Source organism: Croceibacterium ferulae, from assembly GCF_003660445.1.
Taxonomy (GTDB): Bacteria; Pseudomonadota; Alphaproteobacteria; order Sphingomonadales; family Sphingomonadaceae; genus Croceibacterium; species Croceibacterium ferulae.
Genome location: NZ_QZVQ01000004.1, coordinates 167,625 through 183,095, shown reverse-complemented (window position 1 = coordinate 183,095; position 15,471 = coordinate 167,625). Strand labels below are relative to the sequence as shown.

Below are 15,471 nucleotides of genomic sequence, written 5' to 3'. Positions count from 1 at the left end.
CAAGGCAACAGGCAACGCTTGAACGCTGGCGCGCGTGTGCTATCTGCATAACACAGTTTGCCCCGGCCCTGTGGCCGGACCTATCGAGAGAGAGCCACGCATGATCCGCTCCCCCTTCCGCTTCGTCCTGGTCGCCCTGACCGCGCTCAGCCTGTCCGCCTGCGGCATCAATTCGGTGCCCACCAAGGAAGAGGCCGTGAACGCGCAATGGGCCAACGTGCAGAGCGCATATCAGCGCCGTGCGGACCTGATCCCCAATCTGGTGTCCACCGTGCGCGCCGCCGCCGGGTCCGAGAACCAGATCCTGAACAACGTGACCTCCGCCCGCGCCCGCGCGACCAGCATCAACATCACGACCGATGACCTGTCCAACCCGGCCGAGTTCCAGCGTTTCCAGGAAGCGCAGAACCAGCTGACGCAGGCCATGGGCCAGCTGCGGACGGTGGTGGAGGCCTATCCCCAGCTGCAGAGCCAGGGCCGCTTCGCCGACCTGATGACCGCGGTCGAGGGCTCGGAAAACCAGATCAACGTGGAACGCATCCGCTACAACGAAGCGGTGCAGGACTATAATACGGAGATCCGCACCTTCCCCAGCGTGATCGGCGCCAAGCTGATTCATGGCGCGGAAGCGAAGGTGCCGTTCCAGGCGAGCGCCGGTGCGCAGAACGCGCCCACGGTCGATTTCGGCAACTCGTTCGAGAATGGTGCCCAGACCGGCGCGCCCGCCAATGACAATGCCGGCCAGCAGGCGCCCGCTGCGGCCACGAACTGAGCCTGACCGCCGTGCCCTTCATCCGCTGGCTACTGACGCTGCTGGCTATCATCGGCGCCACGGCCGCGGTTGCGCAGGACTATCCTGCGCGGCCGGCCGGGCCGGTGCTGGACCAGGCGAACATCCTGCCCCCTCAGCAGGAGGCGGCGCTCGACGCCCGGCTGCGCGAATACAATGCTCGCACCGGGCGCGCCGTGGTGATCGCCACCGTGACGACGCTGGGTGGCGAGCCGATCGAGACCTACGCCGTCAACCTGTTCCAGCAATGGGGCATCGGTGGGGCGAAGCGCGACCAGGGCCTGTTGTTGCTGGTCGCCCCTGCAGAGCGCAAGGTGCGGATCGAGGTGGGGTATGGCCTGACCCCCTATGTCACCGACATCCTCTCCGGGCGGATCATCCGGGACACGATCACGCCGGCGTTCCGCGCGGGTGACTATCCTGCCGGCATTGCCGCCGGGGTGGATGCGCTGCTGACCCAGCTGGACCGCAGCCCCGAAGACGCCGCCGCCATTGCCGAAGCTGCCGCGGCGGCCGAGCGGAATGGCCGCCGCGCCGGTGGCAGCACGGCCGGCATGGTCGGCGGGGCGATCTTCTGGGGTGCGCTGATCCTCGGCTTCGCGCTCATGTTCGGCCGCAAGGGCAAGGGTCGCCGGCGCCACCGTCGGTACGGCGCGGCAGGCGCTGTGGGCGATGTGCTGTTGTGGAGCGCGGTGAGCAGCATGATGAACAATAATGGTGGCGGTGGCTTCGGCGGGGGCGGCGGTGGTGGAGGCGGCTTTGGCGGCTTTGGCGGCGGCATGTCCGGTGGCGGCGGCGCCTCGGGCAGCTGGTGATGGCTTACCTGACCCCCGACGAACATGCCCGTGTCAGCGCAGCCGTCGCCGCGGCGGAAGCGCACACCAGTGGCGAGATCGTGACGATCGTGGCCGACCGGTCGGACGGCTACATGGATGTGGCGCTGGCTTGGTCGGCACTGGGCGCCTTTGCCGTGATGGCACTGCTGCCCTTTGTGGCAGGCCCGGTGCTGGACTCGTTGGCAGTATTCCACGGCGGCTGGAACGTCGCATGGGAGGCACCCGGGATCCTTGCCGCTGCAGCCGCGATCGGCATTGCTGGGTTCCTTCTCCTGCTGGCCATACAGGCATGGCTACCGGCGCGCATGGCGCTGGTCCCCGGCTTCATCCGCACGGACCGTGCGGAGGATCGCGCCATTGCCCTGTTCAAGGTCGGTGCGGAGCGGCGTACGACTGGCCGCACCGGCGTGCTGATCTACCTGTCCATGTGCGAACACCGGGCGGAGATCGTGGCGGACGAGGCAATCAATGCGCTGGTCCCGGCAGACACCTGGGGCGTCGCCATGGCGGCGCTGCTGCAGCCGCTGAAGAACGGGCGCATCGCCGACGGCATGGTGGCGGGCATCCAGCAGGTCGGCACCGTCCTGGCGCAGCATCTTCCCCGCGCAGAGGACGACCGGAACGAGTTGCCGGATCGGCTGATCGAACTGTGAGCCGCCAGCTTCCCCCTGATGCGGAGGCGCCCGAAGAGACCGTCTGGCGCGGCAAGTTCGTGGAAGCGAAACGGCGCGGCCGGTGGGAGTATGCCGGGCGGCCCAGCAACATCCGCGCCGCGGTGATCCTGGCGCTGGATGGCGACCACGTGATCCTGGTGGAGCAATATCGCGTGCCCTCGGGCCGGTATTGTCTGGAACTGCCCGCCGGCCTGATCGGCGACGAAGCGGGGCTGGAAGGCGAGGACGCGCTGGCCAGCGCCCGGCGGGAGCTGGAGGAGGAGACCGGCTATCGTGCCGAGCACTGGCAGGTGCTGGGCGAGTTCCTGTCCAGCCCGGGCATGCTGAGCGAAGGCTTCACGCTGGTACGCGCCACCGGGCTGACCCGCATCGGCGATGGCGGCGGGACCGAGAGCGAGGACATCGTGGTCCATCGCGTGCCGCTGGCCCGCATCCACGATGTCGTGGCCGAGCATCGGGCCAAGGGGCACGCGCTCGACGTCAAGCTGCTGCTGCTGCTGGGTGCCGGCTGGATCGCCGGCTGAGCGCAACCTTCTAAAGCCCGTCACCCTGAACTTGTTTCAGGGTCTATCTCGCATCCAGCGCCGTGAGGTGTGGTTAGGCGTGGCCCCGCTCCAAGCCGAGGGAGCCACGCCGGCGGCACGATGAACCCTGAAACAAGTTTAGGGTGACGAGTCCAAAGGTAACAGCGATCGCCATAAGGCCGCCTCAGGCCAGCTTGATCTCCCGCAGGCGCTGCTTCAGGTAGTCGTCCGCCGTGATCGGCTCCTCGCCACCCGGCACGATCGGATCGATCAGGAAGTCCGGCCGGAAATGCAGAAAGAACGGCATGGAATAGCGCGGCCTGGCGGCCGCCGGGCCGGTGGGATTGATCACCCGGTGGGTGGTCGATGGCAGGCGCCCGGCAGTCAGCCGCTGCAGCATGTCACCGATATTCACCACCAGCGCCCCCGGCGGCGGAGCGACCGCCAGCCATTCGCCAGACCGGGTCAGCAGTTCCAACCCGGCCTCCTCCGCACCCAGCAGCAGGGTGATGGTGTTGATATCCTCGTGCGGGGCAGCCCGCACCGCGCCCTCCGCCTCCGGCGGCACGGGCGGGTAGTGAAGCAGGCGCAGCACGGAATTGCCCTGCTCCACCGTCGGGTCGAACCAGCGTTCTTCCAGGCCCAGATACAGCGCGATCGCCGACAGGATGTGCGCGCCCACCTGCTCGAACCGGGCATACAGTTCCAGGAAGGTGGGCCGAAAATCGGGCAGGACATCGTCGGGCCAGACGTTCGGGGCCATGAAGGCGGCTAGCGGATCGCCCGTTGGCAGCTCGCGCCCGACGTGCCAGAACTCCTTCAGGTCGCGCACGGACGCGCCCTTGGCCTGTTCGATGCCGAACGGCGTGTAGCCCCGGGCGCCGCCCTGCCCTGTCTGGTGCCAGCGCCGCTTCTGCTCCTCCGGCAGGGCGAACAGCGCTCTGGCCTGCTCTTGCGCACGCGCGATCAGGTCAGGCGAAATGCCGTGATCGGCAACGATGGCGAAGCCGTATTGTTCGAAGGACTGGCCCAGATCGGCAGCAAGCGCAGCCGGCTGGCGGGTGAGCGAGGTGGTGGCTATGGCGGTCATGCCTTGCGCTCTACTCCGCTTTTCGACCGGCTTCCACTGGCAAGCTGCGTGGGTTTGCGGAACCTGGTACGCCGGGACTCGTATCGATGGTTGAGGCACAACGGGGTGGTGTGGTGGTGAACGGGGCGGCAGTTCAGTGGATACCCTATTGCGGCGCGGCGCCGCTGCCGGCCGACTGGCTCGCGCGGTGGAACCTCGACCCGCTGCTGTTGCTCACCCTCGCCGCAGCGTTCCTTGCCTGGTGGCGCTGGCGCCAGCCCGGCAGGACCGACAGCCGCGCCGCTGCCCTTTCGCTTGGTATCGTGCTGGTGCTGTTCGTCAGCCCGTTCTGCGCGCTCGGCTCGGCATTATTCACCGCCCGTGTGGTGCATCATGTGGTGCTGGCGACCGTGCTGGCGGGAGCGCTGGTATCTGCCACCGGGCTGCATCTGCGACGGCTGCCGCAATCCCTTGCGATGTTGACGGCGGTGCAGGTGCTGACCTTCTGGGCCTGGCATGCGCCGCCGCTCTATGGCGCCGCGCTGGCGCATGATGGCGTGTTCTGGGCCATGCAGCTGACGATCACCGCCACGGCGGCGCTGTGGTGGGCGCGGCTGCGGCAGGTCAGCGCGGCCGGTGCGGTCACGTCCCTGCTGGCGACCATGATGCTGATGGGTGTGCTGGGGGCGCTGATCACCTTCGCCGGACGGCCGCTTTATGCCCCGCATTGGCTGACGACGCAGGCCTGGGACCTGTCGCCGCTGGGTGACCAGCAGCTTGCCGGCATCCTGATGTGGGCCCCGGCCTCGGCCATCTACCTGCTGGCGGCCATGGCGATCCTCTACCGGTCGCTGCGCGGCAACGCGGCAGAGGTGCTGCCCGCATGAGGGAGACCCTGGCCGAGTGGGCCGAAACTTATGGCAGCCGCGGCAAATACACGCCGGTGGGCGTCACCTTCCACTGGGTGATGGCGGCGCTGGTGATCTACCAGCTCTGGTCCGGCTGGACCATGCAGCGCACACTGGTGGGCGGCGACAAGCTCGACTTCTATCAGCGGCATACGGAGCTTGGCCTGTTGATCCTGCTGCTCGCCTTCTGCAGGTTCCTGTGGCGCATGGCGGTGCCCGGACCGATAAATGATGCGGACGGTCAGGGCTGGCGCACGACGGTCGCCCACCTGATGCACTGGGCGTTGTACTTCCTGTTCGCCGTGCTGCCGCTGACGGGGTGGGTGATGTGGTCTGCCATCCAGCCGCCGCGGCCGCTATATCTGGGCGGCGTGATCCCGCTGCCCCCGATGCCGCTGCACGACCTGTCGATCGAATGGCAGTGGTGGGCCATGGAAACGGCGCTGAGCGTGCATGTCTACGGCGTGATTGCCCTGACGATCCTGGTGCTCGGCCACGCCGGCGCCGCGATCAAGCACCACTTTTGGGATCGGGACGACGTGCTGGAGGGCATGTTGCCGGAAGTTCCGGATACGACATGGCACCCGGAAGGACCGCGCTATAACCCGCAAGCGGCGCAAGCTCATCCTCGGCCAGCAGACGGCTGACATGGGTCATCGCATCCATGGCGTCACCGTACCGCTTCCCGGTGCGCCATAGGCGCAGCTGCGCCAGCAGATAGGGTGCGGGTTGGCCGGCCAGCGGCGGATTGCCGGTGCCGACACCTTCGCCGCGCGCGCCGTGGCACGTGGCGCAGGAGGTGATGCCGCGCTCCGGATCACCCTGCTGATACAGGATCGCGGCGACTGGCGGCGGGCACGGGGCTGGCAGTGCACCCTCCGCCCGCACCGGTGCGGTCAGCGGCAGCGTGGCATAGTAATCGACCAGCCGGACCCGCGCCTGATTGTCCAGCCTGCCGGCGATCCAACTCATCTGCGCGTGATTGCGGGCGCCGTTGTCGTAATTCTCCAGTTGCTGGAGGAAATAACCGCGATCCATCGCGGCGAGGCGCGGCACTGTCTCGCCATCGCCCTGGCCCTGCAAACCGTGGCACAGCACACAGGCACCCTGCACTCCGGCATCGCCGCCGCCCAGGGCGATGACCTCGCCACTCGCCTCGAACTGACCCGCCTCATGCTGGCGCGAACAGCCCGTGCTCGCGACCAGCAGACCCGCGCCCAGCACGACCCGCGCTGCGGCCTGAACCAGATTGTTGTGGATGCGCCCCATTGGTCCGGGAACCGCTGGCGCTTTGTACCGGTTCCCGGATGACATGCGGGGGCAACGACAAATCACGATCACAGGCATCCAGCCGGCGGCCAGACTGCTGGCCGGCCTGTGCCTGCTGGCCGTCGCCGCCTGCAAGCCGCCGGAGGAGCCGCGGTATACGCCGGACAAGGCGATCGCGGCGGAAGGACTGCAGGTGATCAAACAGGCCGGCTGCGCCGCATGTCACGAGATACCGGGGGTGACCTGGCCCGCCGGCCGGCTGGGGCCTTCGCTGAGGGGATTTGACGATATCGGCCTGATCGCCGGCGCCTTGCCCAACACGGCCGAGAACCTTGCCGCCTTCCTGCGCAACGCACCTGCTGTTAAGCCGGGATCGACCATGCCGCCCATCCCCATCACGCCGGACGAGGCACGGGCGGCGGCAGCCTATCTGTACGGGATCGACGATGATGTTTGACGCGCTGTGGGGCTGGCCGCCACCTGTGCTGGACCCGGCCGGGCCCTATGCCGACAAGGTGACGGTGCTGGCCTGGGTGCTGCTGGCACTGGGCGTGATCGTCACCGCCATCGTCTGTGCGGCCCTGTGGGTCGCGATCAAGGGTCCGCCCCGGTGGAAGCAGCGGCTCGGCGGCGAGAGCGCGGTCTGGATCGGCGGCATCGCCTTCCCCGGCGTGGTGCTGACCGCCCTGCTGTTCTGGGGCCTGACGCTGACGGCGGATCTGACCGACGACATCACCGGCAACGAACAGCGCATCCGCGTGACGGGCGAGATGTGGTGGTTCCGGGTGCAATATCTGGACGAAGCCGGTCGCGTGGTGATGGAGGATGCCAACGAGATCCACATTCCCGTCGGCCAGCCGGTCGTGCTGGAACTGCGCAGCGCGGATGTGATCCACAATTTCTGGGTGCCGCATCTGTCGGGCAAGAAGGACATGGTGCCCGGCCGCACCAACCTGCTGCGCATTCAGGCGGGCGAGGCCGGGCAGTTCGGCGGCGTCTGCGCGGAATATTGCGGCGGGCCGCACGCGCTGATGGGCTTTGTCGCCCTGGCGCACGAGCCGGCGGACTACGCCCGCTGGCAGCAGGCGCGCCTGCAGCGGCTGGCCGGCCCGAACACCACCGGCGGTGTCGGGCGGCAGCTGTTCATGGAGAGCGGCTGCGGCGCCTGTCACCGGGTTGCCGGGACGGAGGCGAACGGTCTGGCCGGCCCCGACCTGACCCATGTCGGCACCCGCGCCACGCTGGGCGCCGGCATCCTGCCCAACCACCGCGGCACGCTGATCGGCTGGATCGGTGACAGCCAGGGCATCAAGCCGGGCAATCGCATGCCCAGCTACGACACCCTGTCCGCCGCGGAGCTGACCGCCATTGCCCAGTGGCTGGAACAGCAGCGATGAAGTCCGAGACCGGGTTCGACCACGCACTCTACGCCCGCTTCCCCACCACCAATCCCCGGCCCGAAGGCGAGCTGGAGGAGCTGGAGCGCATCTGGTGTGCGCCACGCGGCTGGGAATATCTGAAGGCGGTCAACAACAACTATATCGGCTTCATCTACGTCGTCACCGCGCTGTGCTTCTTCCTGGCGGCAGGCATCCTGTCCCTAGGGATGCGGGTGCAGCTGGCGGCGCCGATGATGGATTTCCTGCCGCAGGACACGTACAACCAGTTCTTCACCATGCATGGCACGGTGATGATGTTCCTGTTCGCCGTGCCCATGGTGGAGGCGATCGGCGTCATGCTGTTGCCGCAGATGCTGGCCGCGCGCGACCTGCCCTTCCCGCGCCTGTCCGCCTATGCCTACTGGGCCTATGCCGTGGGCGGCGGGTTCTTCTTCTGCAGCCTGTTCATCGGCCTGGCGCCCGATGGCGGGTGGTTCATGTATCCGCCGCTGACCAGCCTGCAATACAGCCCCGGCATCAACACAGACATGTGGCTGCTGGGCATCGGCTTTATCGAGATCAGCGCCATCGCCGGCGCGGTGGAGATCATCGTCGGCGTGCTGCGCACCCGCGCGCCCGGCATGACGCTGGACCGGATGCCGATGTTCGTCTGGGCCATGCTCGCCTTTGCCGTGATGATCCTGATCGCCTTCCCCAGCGTGATCCTGTGCACCCTGCTGCTGGAGCTGGAGCGGGCGTTCAACTGGCCGTTCTTCGACGCGACGCGCGGCGGCGACCCGATGCTGTGGCAGCACCTGTTCTGGTTCTTCGGCCATCCTGAGGTGTACATCATCTTCCTGCCCGCGGCCGGGTTGATGAGCATGATGGTATCAACCGCAGCGCAGACGCCGCTGGTCGGCTACCGGCTCAACGTACTGGCGATCGTGGCCACCGCCTTCATCAGCTTCGGCGTGTGGGCGCACCACATGTTCGCCACCGGCATGCCGCGCGTTTCCACCGGCTATTTCTCCGCCGCCAGCATGGCGGTCAGCCTGCCCGCCGGGATCCAGGTGTTCTGCTGGATCGCCACGCTGGCATCGGGCAAGATCCGCTGGTCCACGCCGGCGCTGTTCGTGGTGGGATCGGTGATGATCTTCACCATGGGCGGACTGACGGGCGTTATGGTCGGCATGGTGCCGTTCGACTGGCAGGTGCACGACACCTACTTCATCGTCGCCCATTTCCATTACGTGCTGATCGGCGGGATGGTGTTCCCGGTGTTCGGGGCGTTCTACTACTGGGCGGGCATGACCAGCAGCCGGCCGCTCAGCGAACGGCTGGGCAGGTGGACCTTCTGGCTGATGTTCGGCGGGCTGCACATCACCTTCCTGCCCATGCACCTGACCGGCTTCATGGGCATGCCCCGGCGCGTATACACCTACCTGCCCGATCGCGGGCTGGACCTGCTGAACCAGATCTCCACCGTCGGGTCGTTCGTGATGGCGGCGGGCGTGCTGGTGTTCCTGGTCGATTGCGCGCGCAACTTCCGCTTCACGACCGACGATGATGCCGGGAACGTCTACAATGCCGGCACGCTGGAATGGCTGCCGACGGGGCTGTATTCCACCCGCTCCATCCCGCTGGTGCGCGGCCGCGACCCGCTGTGGGATCAGCCGGAGCTGGCCAAGGATGTGGAGGACGGCCGCTATTTCCTGCCGGGCAGCATCACCGGCCTGCGCGAGACGCTGGTCACCAGCCCGATCAATGCAGAGCCGCAATATGTGCAGCTGATGCCCGGCCCGTCTGTCTGGCCGCTCGCCTCCGCCGTGTTCACCGCCGGCATCTTCCTGGCGCTGACGGTGCAGGCCTATACCTTCTCGGCGGTCAGCTGCGTATTCATGCTTTATGCCACCTTGCGCTGGCTGTGGGAGACGGACCGGCCGATCCGCCTGAAGGAAGGCGATGTGGGCGGGGGCATCGTGCTGCCGATCACCATCACCGGGCCCAGCAGCCACAGCTGGTGGGCGCTGAATGCCACACTGGTGGTCATCGGCATGATCGGGCTGATGACGCTGTTCGCCTATCTGTACCTCTACGGCATCCATCCGGAGGTCTGGACCGCGCCGCCGGGTCTGGCGCAGACGGGTGGCATCGCGGCATTGCTGCTGCTGGCGCTGGGCGCGGCGTGGCTGTCGCGCCGCTCGCTGGCCGGGGCAAGCCATGGCGAGTTCCCCGGCCAGGGTCCGTGGATCAGCGCCGCCGCAGGTGCCGGCCTGCTGGCTCTGGCGCTCTACTGGGACGTCACCGGATGGCTGTCGACGGGCCTGCTTCCCACCGCCACCGGTCAGGGGGCAACGGTGTTCGCGCTGCTGGCGCATCAGGGCATGTGCGTGTTCACCGCCATCATCATGGCCGCCTATCTCGGCTGGCGCAGCGCGCGCGGGCTGCTGACGGGTCCGGCCAATGTGACGCTGGACGTGGTGGTTCGCTGGATCGGTTTCTGCGCGTTGCAGGGCCTGGTCGGCAGCACCGTGCTGCGTCTGTTTCCAGGGGGCTGACCGTGGAGGACAGCAACAGCTTCATCAACCGGAACGACTGGTTCACGGCCGTTGCCGCGCTCACCGTATGGTTCGCGCACTTCATGCTGGTGTGGTCCGCCAGCATCATCTGGCCCGGCCAGGCGACAGGCAACATCGTCGCCGTGCTGCTGACGCTGGTCGCCTATGCTCTCCTGTTCGTATTGTGGCGGCGGGTGCGGCCGGTCAGTGTGCAGTCGGTGGCGGGCCTTGGCCTCGCCATCGCCACCATGGCGATCAGCTTCAGCTGCGTGCCCGCGCTGATCGGATGATGCCGCCCCGCATGCCGTGCAGCCGGCGCCTCGACCAGGGTCAGGCGAAAGCCCGGCGCAGATCGGCGAAGTCGCTGCGCACTTCGTCAAGAGCAGGCGTCTCGAACCGCACGGCGCTGTCCAGCACCCGGCCACGCGCCGCGCCATAGAATTGCAGCAGGGCATCGGCCAGCGGCGCCTGCCGGTCGATGCCCATCTCCAGCGCGGTCAGGGCGGTGACCGCACGGGTCAGTGCGCGGCTGCGCAGCGAATAGTTGCGCTGCCGGTGGGCCAGCACCGCCAGAGACAGGCTGTCGATCACCTCGTCCACGCAGACGCGCACCAGATCGGCCGCGCTGGCGCCGCTGATCCGCGCATCGAACTGGCTGCGGCGGTAGGCTTCATCGGGATCTCTCAGCGCCAGCATCGCATCAGTCGCTGCTGGCGTTCCACACGTCGATCTGCTGCTGCAGGAAGCTGAGCGTGGAGCGGGAGGCATTGACGTTGGTCTCTACCTTGCTGAACCGCGTCACCATCTGCGCCCGCAGCGCTTCCTGCTTTTCCGCGATGTCTGCCAGCTGTTCGCTGTAGTCAGAGGTTGTGGCCTGATATTTGCGGACCGAGTAGCCCAGCGTACCCGGCGTCAGCGTGCTGCTGGTGTTGCGGGCCAGCCTGTCGACCGTCGAATAGACGCCGTCCAGACCCGTGGTGAACATGGCCGCCGTGCCCGCCGGATCGGCCGCCAGCGTGGCGGCCAGCCGCGCGGTGTCGAGCGAAAAGGTGCCGTCCCGCTCCAGCTTCAGTCCCAGATCGGCCAGCGTGCCGGGGGAGCCTGCCGCCGCAGATCGCATCACCTGCTGCCCGGGCAGCTGCGACAGCTGGGTGCGCAGCGTGCGCGCGCCGGCATCTGAGGCCAGTTCCCCGCCGATCCCCATCGCCGTGCCCAGCGCCCCGGCAATATCGTTCATGGAGGTGACGAAATCGGTCATCCAGCTGGTGATGTTGTCCACCGGGCTGGCGAAAGTGATGGTGGTGGGCGCGCCGGCATTGGTGCCGGTCAGGCTCAGCTGCAGGCCGGGTGCGATCTGCGACATCTTGTTGGTGCTGCTGCGCATGTCCAGCCCGTCCAGCTTGAACAGCGCGTCCTGCGCCGCGCCCTTCAGCCGGGCGGGATCGCCGCCGGCCTCCGGGTTCCACGCCAGATCCGCCAGACCGGCGCCGGTGGTCTCCACGACGAAGCCGCCGGCCTCCCCTTCCTGCCCCTTCAGCACCAGCTGCGCGCCGGCGGCCGTGTTGGCAACGTAGGCCGTGACGCCCGCCCCCTTGGCGTTGATGGCACTGGCGACGTCGCTCAGCTTCGCCCCGTCGGCCAGTTCGACATTTAGCGCCGGCCTGGTCGCATCGGCCGCGAAGCTCGTGCCGGTCGTCGCGCCGAAGCGAATGGTCAGCGTGCCCGCACCCACCACTGCGGTGCCGCTGGCGAACACGCCGGAGGCCAGCGTCTGGGCGCTGGCGATCTGCTGCACCTCCAGCGAATAGCTGCCCTTGCCGCTGGTCCCCACCGGAGAGGACACCTGTGCCACGGCGGAATTCACGATGCTGGGCTGCGCCGACAGGTTGCCGGTACGAACGCCCTCGCCGATGGCAGTGGCAAGTGAAGAAAGCGCGCCCTTGATGGCGGAGGCGCTGCTGATCCGCGTCTCCATCAGTTCCGTCTGCTGCGTCAGGCGCTGGGTCTTGGCCTGGAACTGCACCGCCGACAGGTCCGCCGCCAGCTGCGACCAGTTGACCCCGCTTCCCGCGTTCAGCATGGCGATGATCGACGATGCGGAGGCATTGGTCGCCGCCGCTGAGGAGGAGGTGGTGCTCATGACCGATAGAACGGCCTGCGGCGCGCGCGCTTAAGAGGCCAGCTTGCCATCGGCATCGAAACGCAACGCGACCGGCACGTCCACCGGCGGCAGGCTGCGCTGCTCGCCGCGGCGCAACGAAAAGACATAGGCCAGCACGGCGGCGAGCGCGCCATACAGCTCCTCGCGGATGGTCTGGTTCTCCCGCGTGGTGTAGAACACCGACCGGGCCAGCTGCGGATATTCCAGCAGCGGCACCGCCATCTCCCGCGCCAGCTCCTTCATCGCCGCCGCCTTGTCGCCGCGACCTTTCGCCAGCACGATAGGCGCAGCGGCTCGCTGCGGATCGTAGGTCATAGCCACGGCGAAATGCGTGGGGTTGGTCAGCACGAACTGCGCATCGCGCATGGCGGGGGCGACGGCACCGCGGGCGATTTCCCGCTGGCGCTGGCGCCGGGCCGATTTCGCCTCGGGGCTGCCTTCGCTTTCCTTGTTCTCGTCCCGCAGCTCCTGCATGCTCATCTTCAGCCGCCCGTTGCGGCGGATCCACTGGATCGGCACGTCGGCGAGCGCGATCACCACCAGCCCACCGCCCAGCGTCAGCAGCAGGGACAACAGCGCGCCCCAGCCGGCATCCAGCTGGCCGGCCAGCGTGCTGCGTCCCAACCCGACGATGGTGTCGAGCCAGGATCGCGCCCAGGCAAAGGCGATTGCGCCCAGCAGCGCCACCTTGCCTAGTCCTTTGGCCAGCTCGATCAGCCCCTGCATGCCGAACATGCGCTTCAGGCCGGCCAGCGGATCGATCCGCGATCCCTTCCACGCCATGTTGCCGCCCACCCAGCGGCCGCTGCCCAGCCCCAGCTGCGTGATCAGGGTGACCCCGATCACCGGCAAGGCGATGCTGGCGACCAGCGGCAGCCCGGCCCACAGGGCGCGGGTCATCAGCCGGGCGGGGGAGAAGTCGTCCACCTGCCCGCGATCGAACATCAGCGCAGTCCGCATCAATGCACCCAGCGATTGCAGCAGCCACGGCCCGGCAAAGCTGAGCCAGGCCGCCGCCAGCAGGATCACGCCGGCGGTCGCCAGTTCCTTCGAGCGCAGCACGTCGCCCTTGTTGGCGGCATCGCGCAGGCGCTTCTCGGTCGGAGCGAAGCTCTTCTCGCCGGCGGTCTCGCTCATCGCAGCACCCGCGCCGTCTGCGCGATCGCCTGCTGTGACAGGTCGGTCAGCTGTTCATGCAACAGCGGCGCGGTGATGATCAGCGCGGCGATGCCGGCCAGCACCGCGGCCGGCAGGCCCAGCGCGAACAGGTTCAGCGACGGCGCCGCGCGGCTCAGCACGCCGGTCATGAACTGCACCAGCAGCAGGATCAGCGTGACCGGGAGTCCGATCCGCAGGGCGGTGGCGAACATCTCCCCGGCGAAACCGATCACCAGTGACAATCGCTCCGGCCCCAGCCAGGTCTGGCCCGGCGGAAAGGCGCGATAGGATTCCATCAGCAGCGCGATCCAGTGCAGGTGCGCGCCCAGCGACAGGAAGATCAGCACCAGCACGATGTTGAAATACTGCCCGAATGCCGTGGTCTGGCCGCCGCCCTGCGGATCGGCCGACACGGCCATGCTCATGCCCATGGATCCGGCGATCACTTCCGCCGCCAGCCGCGGCGCGGCAAAGGCGAGCTGTAGCACGAAGCCCAGTGTCACCCCGACCAGCACCTCGCCCGCGACCGCCAGCAGGCCCTCGACCGACAGCAGCGCCGGTGGCACGGGGATGGCCGGCATCCAGATGGAGGCGAAGATCGCCAGCGCCCCGGTGATGCAGGTGCGCACCGTGACCGGGACGGAGGCTCCGCCGAACAGGGGTGCGGCCAGCAGCGCGGCGCCGATGCGGGTCATCAGGAACACCACGCGCCAGAAGTCCTGCTCCAGCGCGCCGAACCCGAAATCGAGCGCGATCATGTCAGTCGCCGATCCGCGCGATCTCCACGAAGATCTGGCCCATGAAATCGGACACCAGCACCATCATGGAAGAACCCAGCAACACCAGCACCAGCGCGATGGCGGCCAGCTTGGGCACGAAGGTCAGCGTCTGTTCGCTGACGCTGGTGGCGGCCTGCACCAGGCCGATCACCAGGCCCACCGCCATGCTGGCCAGCAGCACGGGGGCGGCGACCAGCGCGGTGACCCACAGCATCCGGTCGGTCAGCGAAAGGAACAGGGCAAGGTCGTCCACCGGCCTTCTCCCCTCAGGCGAAGCTGCTGGCCAGGCTGCCCATCAGCAGCGCCCAGCCATCGACCAGCACGAACAGCAGCAGCTTGAACGGCAACGACACCAGCATCGGCGACATCATCATCATGCCCAGGCTCATCAGCACCGACGACACGACCAGATCGATCACCAGGAAGGGCAGGAACAGCATGAAGCCGATCTGAAAGGCGGTCTTCAGCTCGCTGGTGACGAAGGCCGGCAGCAGAATGGAAAACGGCACATCATTGCCGCTCTGGAACGCGGGCACGCGGGCAATGTCGGCGAACATGCGCAGGTCGCCTTCGCGTGTCTGGCGCAGCATGAACAGGTGGAATTCGTCACCTGCGCGGGCGATCGCGTCCTCCGCATTCATCTGCCCGGCGGCATAGGGCGCAAGGGCGGCATCGTTCACCCGGTCCAGCGTGGGCGCCATGACGAACAGGCTGAGAAACAGCGACAGGCCGATCAGCACCTGGTTGGGCGGGCTCTGCTGCAGGCCCATCGCCTGCCGCAGGATCGCCAGCACCACGATGATGCGGGTGAAGCTGGTCATCATCAGGATCAGCGCCGGCAGGATGGTCAGCAGGCCCATCACCAGCAGCAGCTGCAGGGACAGGCTCAGCGGCTCGCCCCCTGCCCCGCCCAGCTCGCCGAAGGCCCGGTCCAGCGCGCCGGGAACGGCGGCCGGCGGTGCGGGCACGCCCGGCGGCATGGCCGGCGCAGCGGCCTGCGCCCACGCCACGACGGGAATCGCCAGGGATGCGATCGCGCTGCCAACAGCGGCAAGCGGCCGGATCATGCCCGCGTCTCCACCAGCACGTCGGCGAAGCTTTCCGCAGGCACGCGGGCCGGGGCCTCGCCCAGCCGGGTCAGGCCGTTACGACCCGTGGCGACCAGGATCTCGCGGCCATGAAATTCCAGCACGGCGAGGCGCAGTGTGGGCGACAGCATCACCGTCTCCACAATCCGCACCGCCCGGCCGCCGGCCTTGGGGGCGCCGATGGTGCCCTGCATTCGCTGCGCCAGCTTCAGGCTGCCCCAGATCAGGGCGCCGATAAGTGGCAGCAGGATCAGCAGTTTCAGAATGTACCAGCCCAT

Annotated in this window: 18 protein-coding genes and 1 pseudogene; 10 read left to right on the top strand and 9 right to left on the bottom strand. The window is 67.9% G+C overall.

Features of this window, described 5'->3' with window-relative positions; genetic code table 11:
• The first annotated feature begins 100 nt into the window (after positions 1–100).
• From D5S08_RS06160 to D5S08_RS06145, 4 genes are read left to right on the top strand one after another with little or no spacing between them, the layout of a single operon-like run.
• Entirely contained in the window at positions 101–772 is a 672-nt protein-coding gene (locus tag D5S08_RS06160) for a LemA family protein (protein WP_121116610.1), read from the top strand.
• An 11-nt stretch (positions 773–783) separates the two neighbouring features.
• A complete protein-coding gene (locus tag D5S08_RS06155; protein ID WP_241557252.1) occupies positions 784–1,605 on the top strand; it encodes a TPM domain-containing protein in 822 nt (273 codons plus the stop codon).
• Positions 1,605–2,279: a TPM domain-containing protein gene (locus D5S08_RS06150; protein ID WP_121116608.1), complete on the top strand. Its 675-nt coding sequence runs from the start codon at positions 1,605–1,607 to the stop codon at positions 2,277–2,279. Before D5S08_RS06155 ends, D5S08_RS06150 begins: the two co-directional genes overlap by 1 nt.
• Positions 2,276–2,824, top strand: coding sequence for an NUDIX hydrolase (locus D5S08_RS06145; RefSeq protein WP_121116606.1), 549 nt, complete (start codon positions 2,276–2,278; stop codon positions 2,822–2,824). Before D5S08_RS06150 ends, D5S08_RS06145 begins: the two co-directional genes overlap by 4 nt.
• Positions 2,825–3,008: 184 nt before the next feature.
• Here D5S08_RS06145 and D5S08_RS06140 read toward each other — a convergent pair whose 3' ends face one another.
• Positions 3,009–3,914, bottom strand: a complete 906-nt coding sequence (locus D5S08_RS06140; protein ID WP_121116604.1) for an isopenicillin N synthase family dioxygenase — start codon at positions 3,912–3,914, stop codon at positions 3,009–3,011.
• Positions 3,915–4,000: 86 nt separating this feature from the next.
• Between D5S08_RS06140 and D5S08_RS06135 the strand changes: the two genes are divergently transcribed.
• Positions 4,001–4,780, top strand: coding sequence for a cytochrome c oxidase assembly protein (locus D5S08_RS06135; protein WP_121116602.1), 780 nt, complete (start codon positions 4,001–4,003; stop codon positions 4,778–4,780).
• Positions 4,777–5,448, top strand: coding sequence for a cytochrome b (locus D5S08_RS06130; RefSeq protein WP_121116600.1), 672 nt, complete (start codon positions 4,777–4,779; stop codon positions 5,446–5,448). The genes D5S08_RS06135 and D5S08_RS06130 overlap by 4 nt, the downstream gene beginning before the upstream one ends.
• A gap of 34 nt (positions 5,449–5,482) precedes the next feature.
• On the opposite strand, the pseudogene D5S08_RS17445 reads toward D5S08_RS06130, so the two are convergent.
• Positions 5,483–5,773 (bottom strand): annotated as a pseudogene (locus D5S08_RS17445) (c-type cytochrome); the annotation flags it as partial.
• 340 nt (positions 5,774–6,113) lie between these two features.
• On the opposite strand from D5S08_RS17445, the gene D5S08_RS06120 reads away from it, so the two are divergent.
• Genes D5S08_RS06120 through D5S08_RS06105 form a run of 4 tightly spaced genes read left to right on the top strand, consistent with a single transcriptional unit; the run spans position 6,114 to position 10,297 of the window.
• Positions 6,114–6,527 (top strand): c-type cytochrome, encoded by a 414-nt coding sequence (locus D5S08_RS06120; RefSeq protein WP_121116597.1) that lies wholly within the window; start codon positions 6,114–6,116, stop codon positions 6,525–6,527.
• The gene (locus tag D5S08_RS06115; RefSeq protein WP_338322942.1) at positions 6,517–7,467 is read left to right on the top strand and encodes a cytochrome c oxidase subunit II; all 951 of its coding nucleotides are present in this window, start codon (positions 6,517–6,519) and stop codon (positions 7,465–7,467) included. The genes D5S08_RS06120 and D5S08_RS06115 overlap by 11 nt, the downstream gene beginning before the upstream one ends.
• The gene (locus D5S08_RS06110) at positions 7,464–10,007 is read left to right on the top strand and encodes a cbb3-type cytochrome c oxidase subunit I (RefSeq protein WP_121116595.1); all 2,544 of its coding nucleotides are present in this window, start codon (positions 7,464–7,466) and stop codon (positions 10,005–10,007) included. Before D5S08_RS06115 ends, D5S08_RS06110 begins: the two co-directional genes overlap by 4 nt.
• Positions 10,008–10,009: 2 nt before the next feature.
• Complete coding sequence (locus D5S08_RS06105) at positions 10,010–10,297, top strand: hypothetical protein (RefSeq protein WP_121116593.1); 288 nt, start codon at positions 10,010–10,012, stop codon at positions 10,295–10,297.
• A gap of 40 nt (positions 10,298–10,337) precedes the next feature.
• Here the strand turns inward: D5S08_RS06105 and D5S08_RS06100 are convergent, their stop codons facing one another.
• From D5S08_RS06100 to D5S08_RS06070, 7 genes are read right to left on the bottom strand one after another with little or no spacing between them, the layout of a single operon-like run.
• The gene (locus D5S08_RS06100; RefSeq protein WP_162301935.1) at positions 10,338–10,703 is read right to left on the bottom strand and encodes a flagellar export chaperone FliS; all 366 of its coding nucleotides are present in this window, start codon (positions 10,701–10,703) and stop codon (positions 10,338–10,340) included.
• A 4-nt stretch (positions 10,704–10,707) separates the two neighbouring features.
• Positions 10,708–12,147 carry a flagellar filament capping protein FliD gene (gene fliD, locus D5S08_RS06095; protein ID WP_121116589.1) on the bottom strand — a complete coding sequence of 480 codons (1,440 nt, stop codon included), beginning with the start codon at positions 12,145–12,147 and terminating at the stop codon, positions 10,708–10,710.
• 30 nt (positions 12,148–12,177) lie between these two features.
• Positions 12,178–13,305, bottom strand: a complete 1,128-nt coding sequence (locus tag D5S08_RS06090; protein ID WP_121116587.1) for an EscU/YscU/HrcU family type III secretion system export apparatus switch protein — start codon at positions 13,303–13,305, stop codon at positions 12,178–12,180.
• Entirely contained in the window at positions 13,302–14,084 is a 783-nt protein-coding gene (gene fliR / locus D5S08_RS06085; RefSeq protein WP_121116585.1) for a flagellar biosynthetic protein FliR, read from the bottom strand. The genes D5S08_RS06090 and fliR overlap by 4 nt, the downstream gene beginning before the upstream one ends.
• A gap of 1 nt (position 14,085) precedes the next feature.
• Positions 14,086–14,358, bottom strand: coding sequence for a flagellar biosynthetic protein FliQ (locus D5S08_RS06080; protein WP_121116583.1), 273 nt, complete (start codon positions 14,356–14,358; stop codon positions 14,086–14,088).
• Between the two features lie 13 nt (positions 14,359–14,371).
• Entirely contained in the window at positions 14,372–15,172 is an 801-nt protein-coding gene (gene fliP, locus D5S08_RS06075; protein ID WP_121116581.1) for a flagellar type III secretion system pore protein FliP, read from the bottom strand.
• A complete protein-coding gene (locus D5S08_RS06070; RefSeq protein WP_121116580.1) occupies positions 15,169–15,471 on the bottom strand; it encodes a flagellar biosynthetic protein FliO in 303 nt (100 codons plus the stop codon). Before D5S08_RS06070 ends, fliP begins: the two co-directional genes overlap by 4 nt.

Excerpts from the sequence above, each read along its gene's own strand:
- D5S08_RS06160 (WP_121116610.1), top strand. The coding sequence starts at position 101 with ATGATCCGCTCCCCCTTCCGCTTCGTCCTGGTCGCCCTGACCGCGCTC.
- D5S08_RS06150 (WP_121116608.1), top strand. The coding sequence starts at position 1,605 with ATGGCTTACCTGACCCCCGACGAACATGCCCGTGTCAGCGCAGCCGTC.
- D5S08_RS06140 (WP_121116604.1), bottom strand. The coding sequence starts at position 3,914 with ATGACCGCCATAGCCACCACCTCGCTCACCCGCCAGCCGGCTGCGCTT.
- D5S08_RS06135 (WP_121116602.1), top strand. The coding sequence starts at position 4,001 with ATGGTTGAGGCACAACGGGGTGGTGTGGTGGTGAACGGGGCGGCAGTT.
- D5S08_RS06130 (WP_121116600.1), top strand. The coding sequence starts at position 4,777 with ATGAGGGAGACCCTGGCCGAGTGGGCCGAAACTTATGGCAGCCGCGGC.
- D5S08_RS06120 (WP_121116597.1), top strand. The coding sequence starts at position 6,114 with ATGCGGGGGCAACGACAAATCACGATCACAGGCATCCAGCCGGCGGCC.
- D5S08_RS06115 (WP_338322942.1), top strand. The coding sequence starts at position 6,517 with ATGATGTTTGACGCGCTGTGGGGCTGGCCGCCACCTGTGCTGGACCCG.
- D5S08_RS06110 (WP_121116595.1), top strand. The coding sequence starts at position 7,464 with ATGAAGTCCGAGACCGGGTTCGACCACGCACTCTACGCCCGCTTCCCC.
- D5S08_RS06100 (WP_162301935.1), bottom strand. The coding sequence starts at position 10,703 with ATGCTGGCGCTGAGAGATCCCGATGAAGCCTACCGCCGCAGCCAGTTC.
- fliD (WP_121116589.1), bottom strand. The coding sequence starts at position 12,147 with ATGAGCACCACCTCCTCCTCAGCGGCGGCGACCAATGCCTCCGCATCG.
- D5S08_RS06090 (WP_121116587.1), bottom strand. The coding sequence starts at position 13,305 with ATGAGCGAGACCGCCGGCGAGAAGAGCTTCGCTCCGACCGAGAAGCGC.
- fliR (WP_121116585.1), bottom strand. The coding sequence starts at position 14,084 with ATGATCGCGCTCGATTTCGGGTTCGGCGCGCTGGAGCAGGACTTCTGG.
- fliP (WP_121116581.1), bottom strand. The coding sequence starts at position 15,172 with ATGATCCGGCCGCTTGCCGCTGTTGGCAGCGCGATCGCATCCCTGGCG.
- D5S08_RS06070 (WP_121116580.1), bottom strand. The coding sequence starts at position 15,471 with ATGGGCTGGTACATTCTGAAACTGCTGATCCTGCTGCCACTTATCGGC.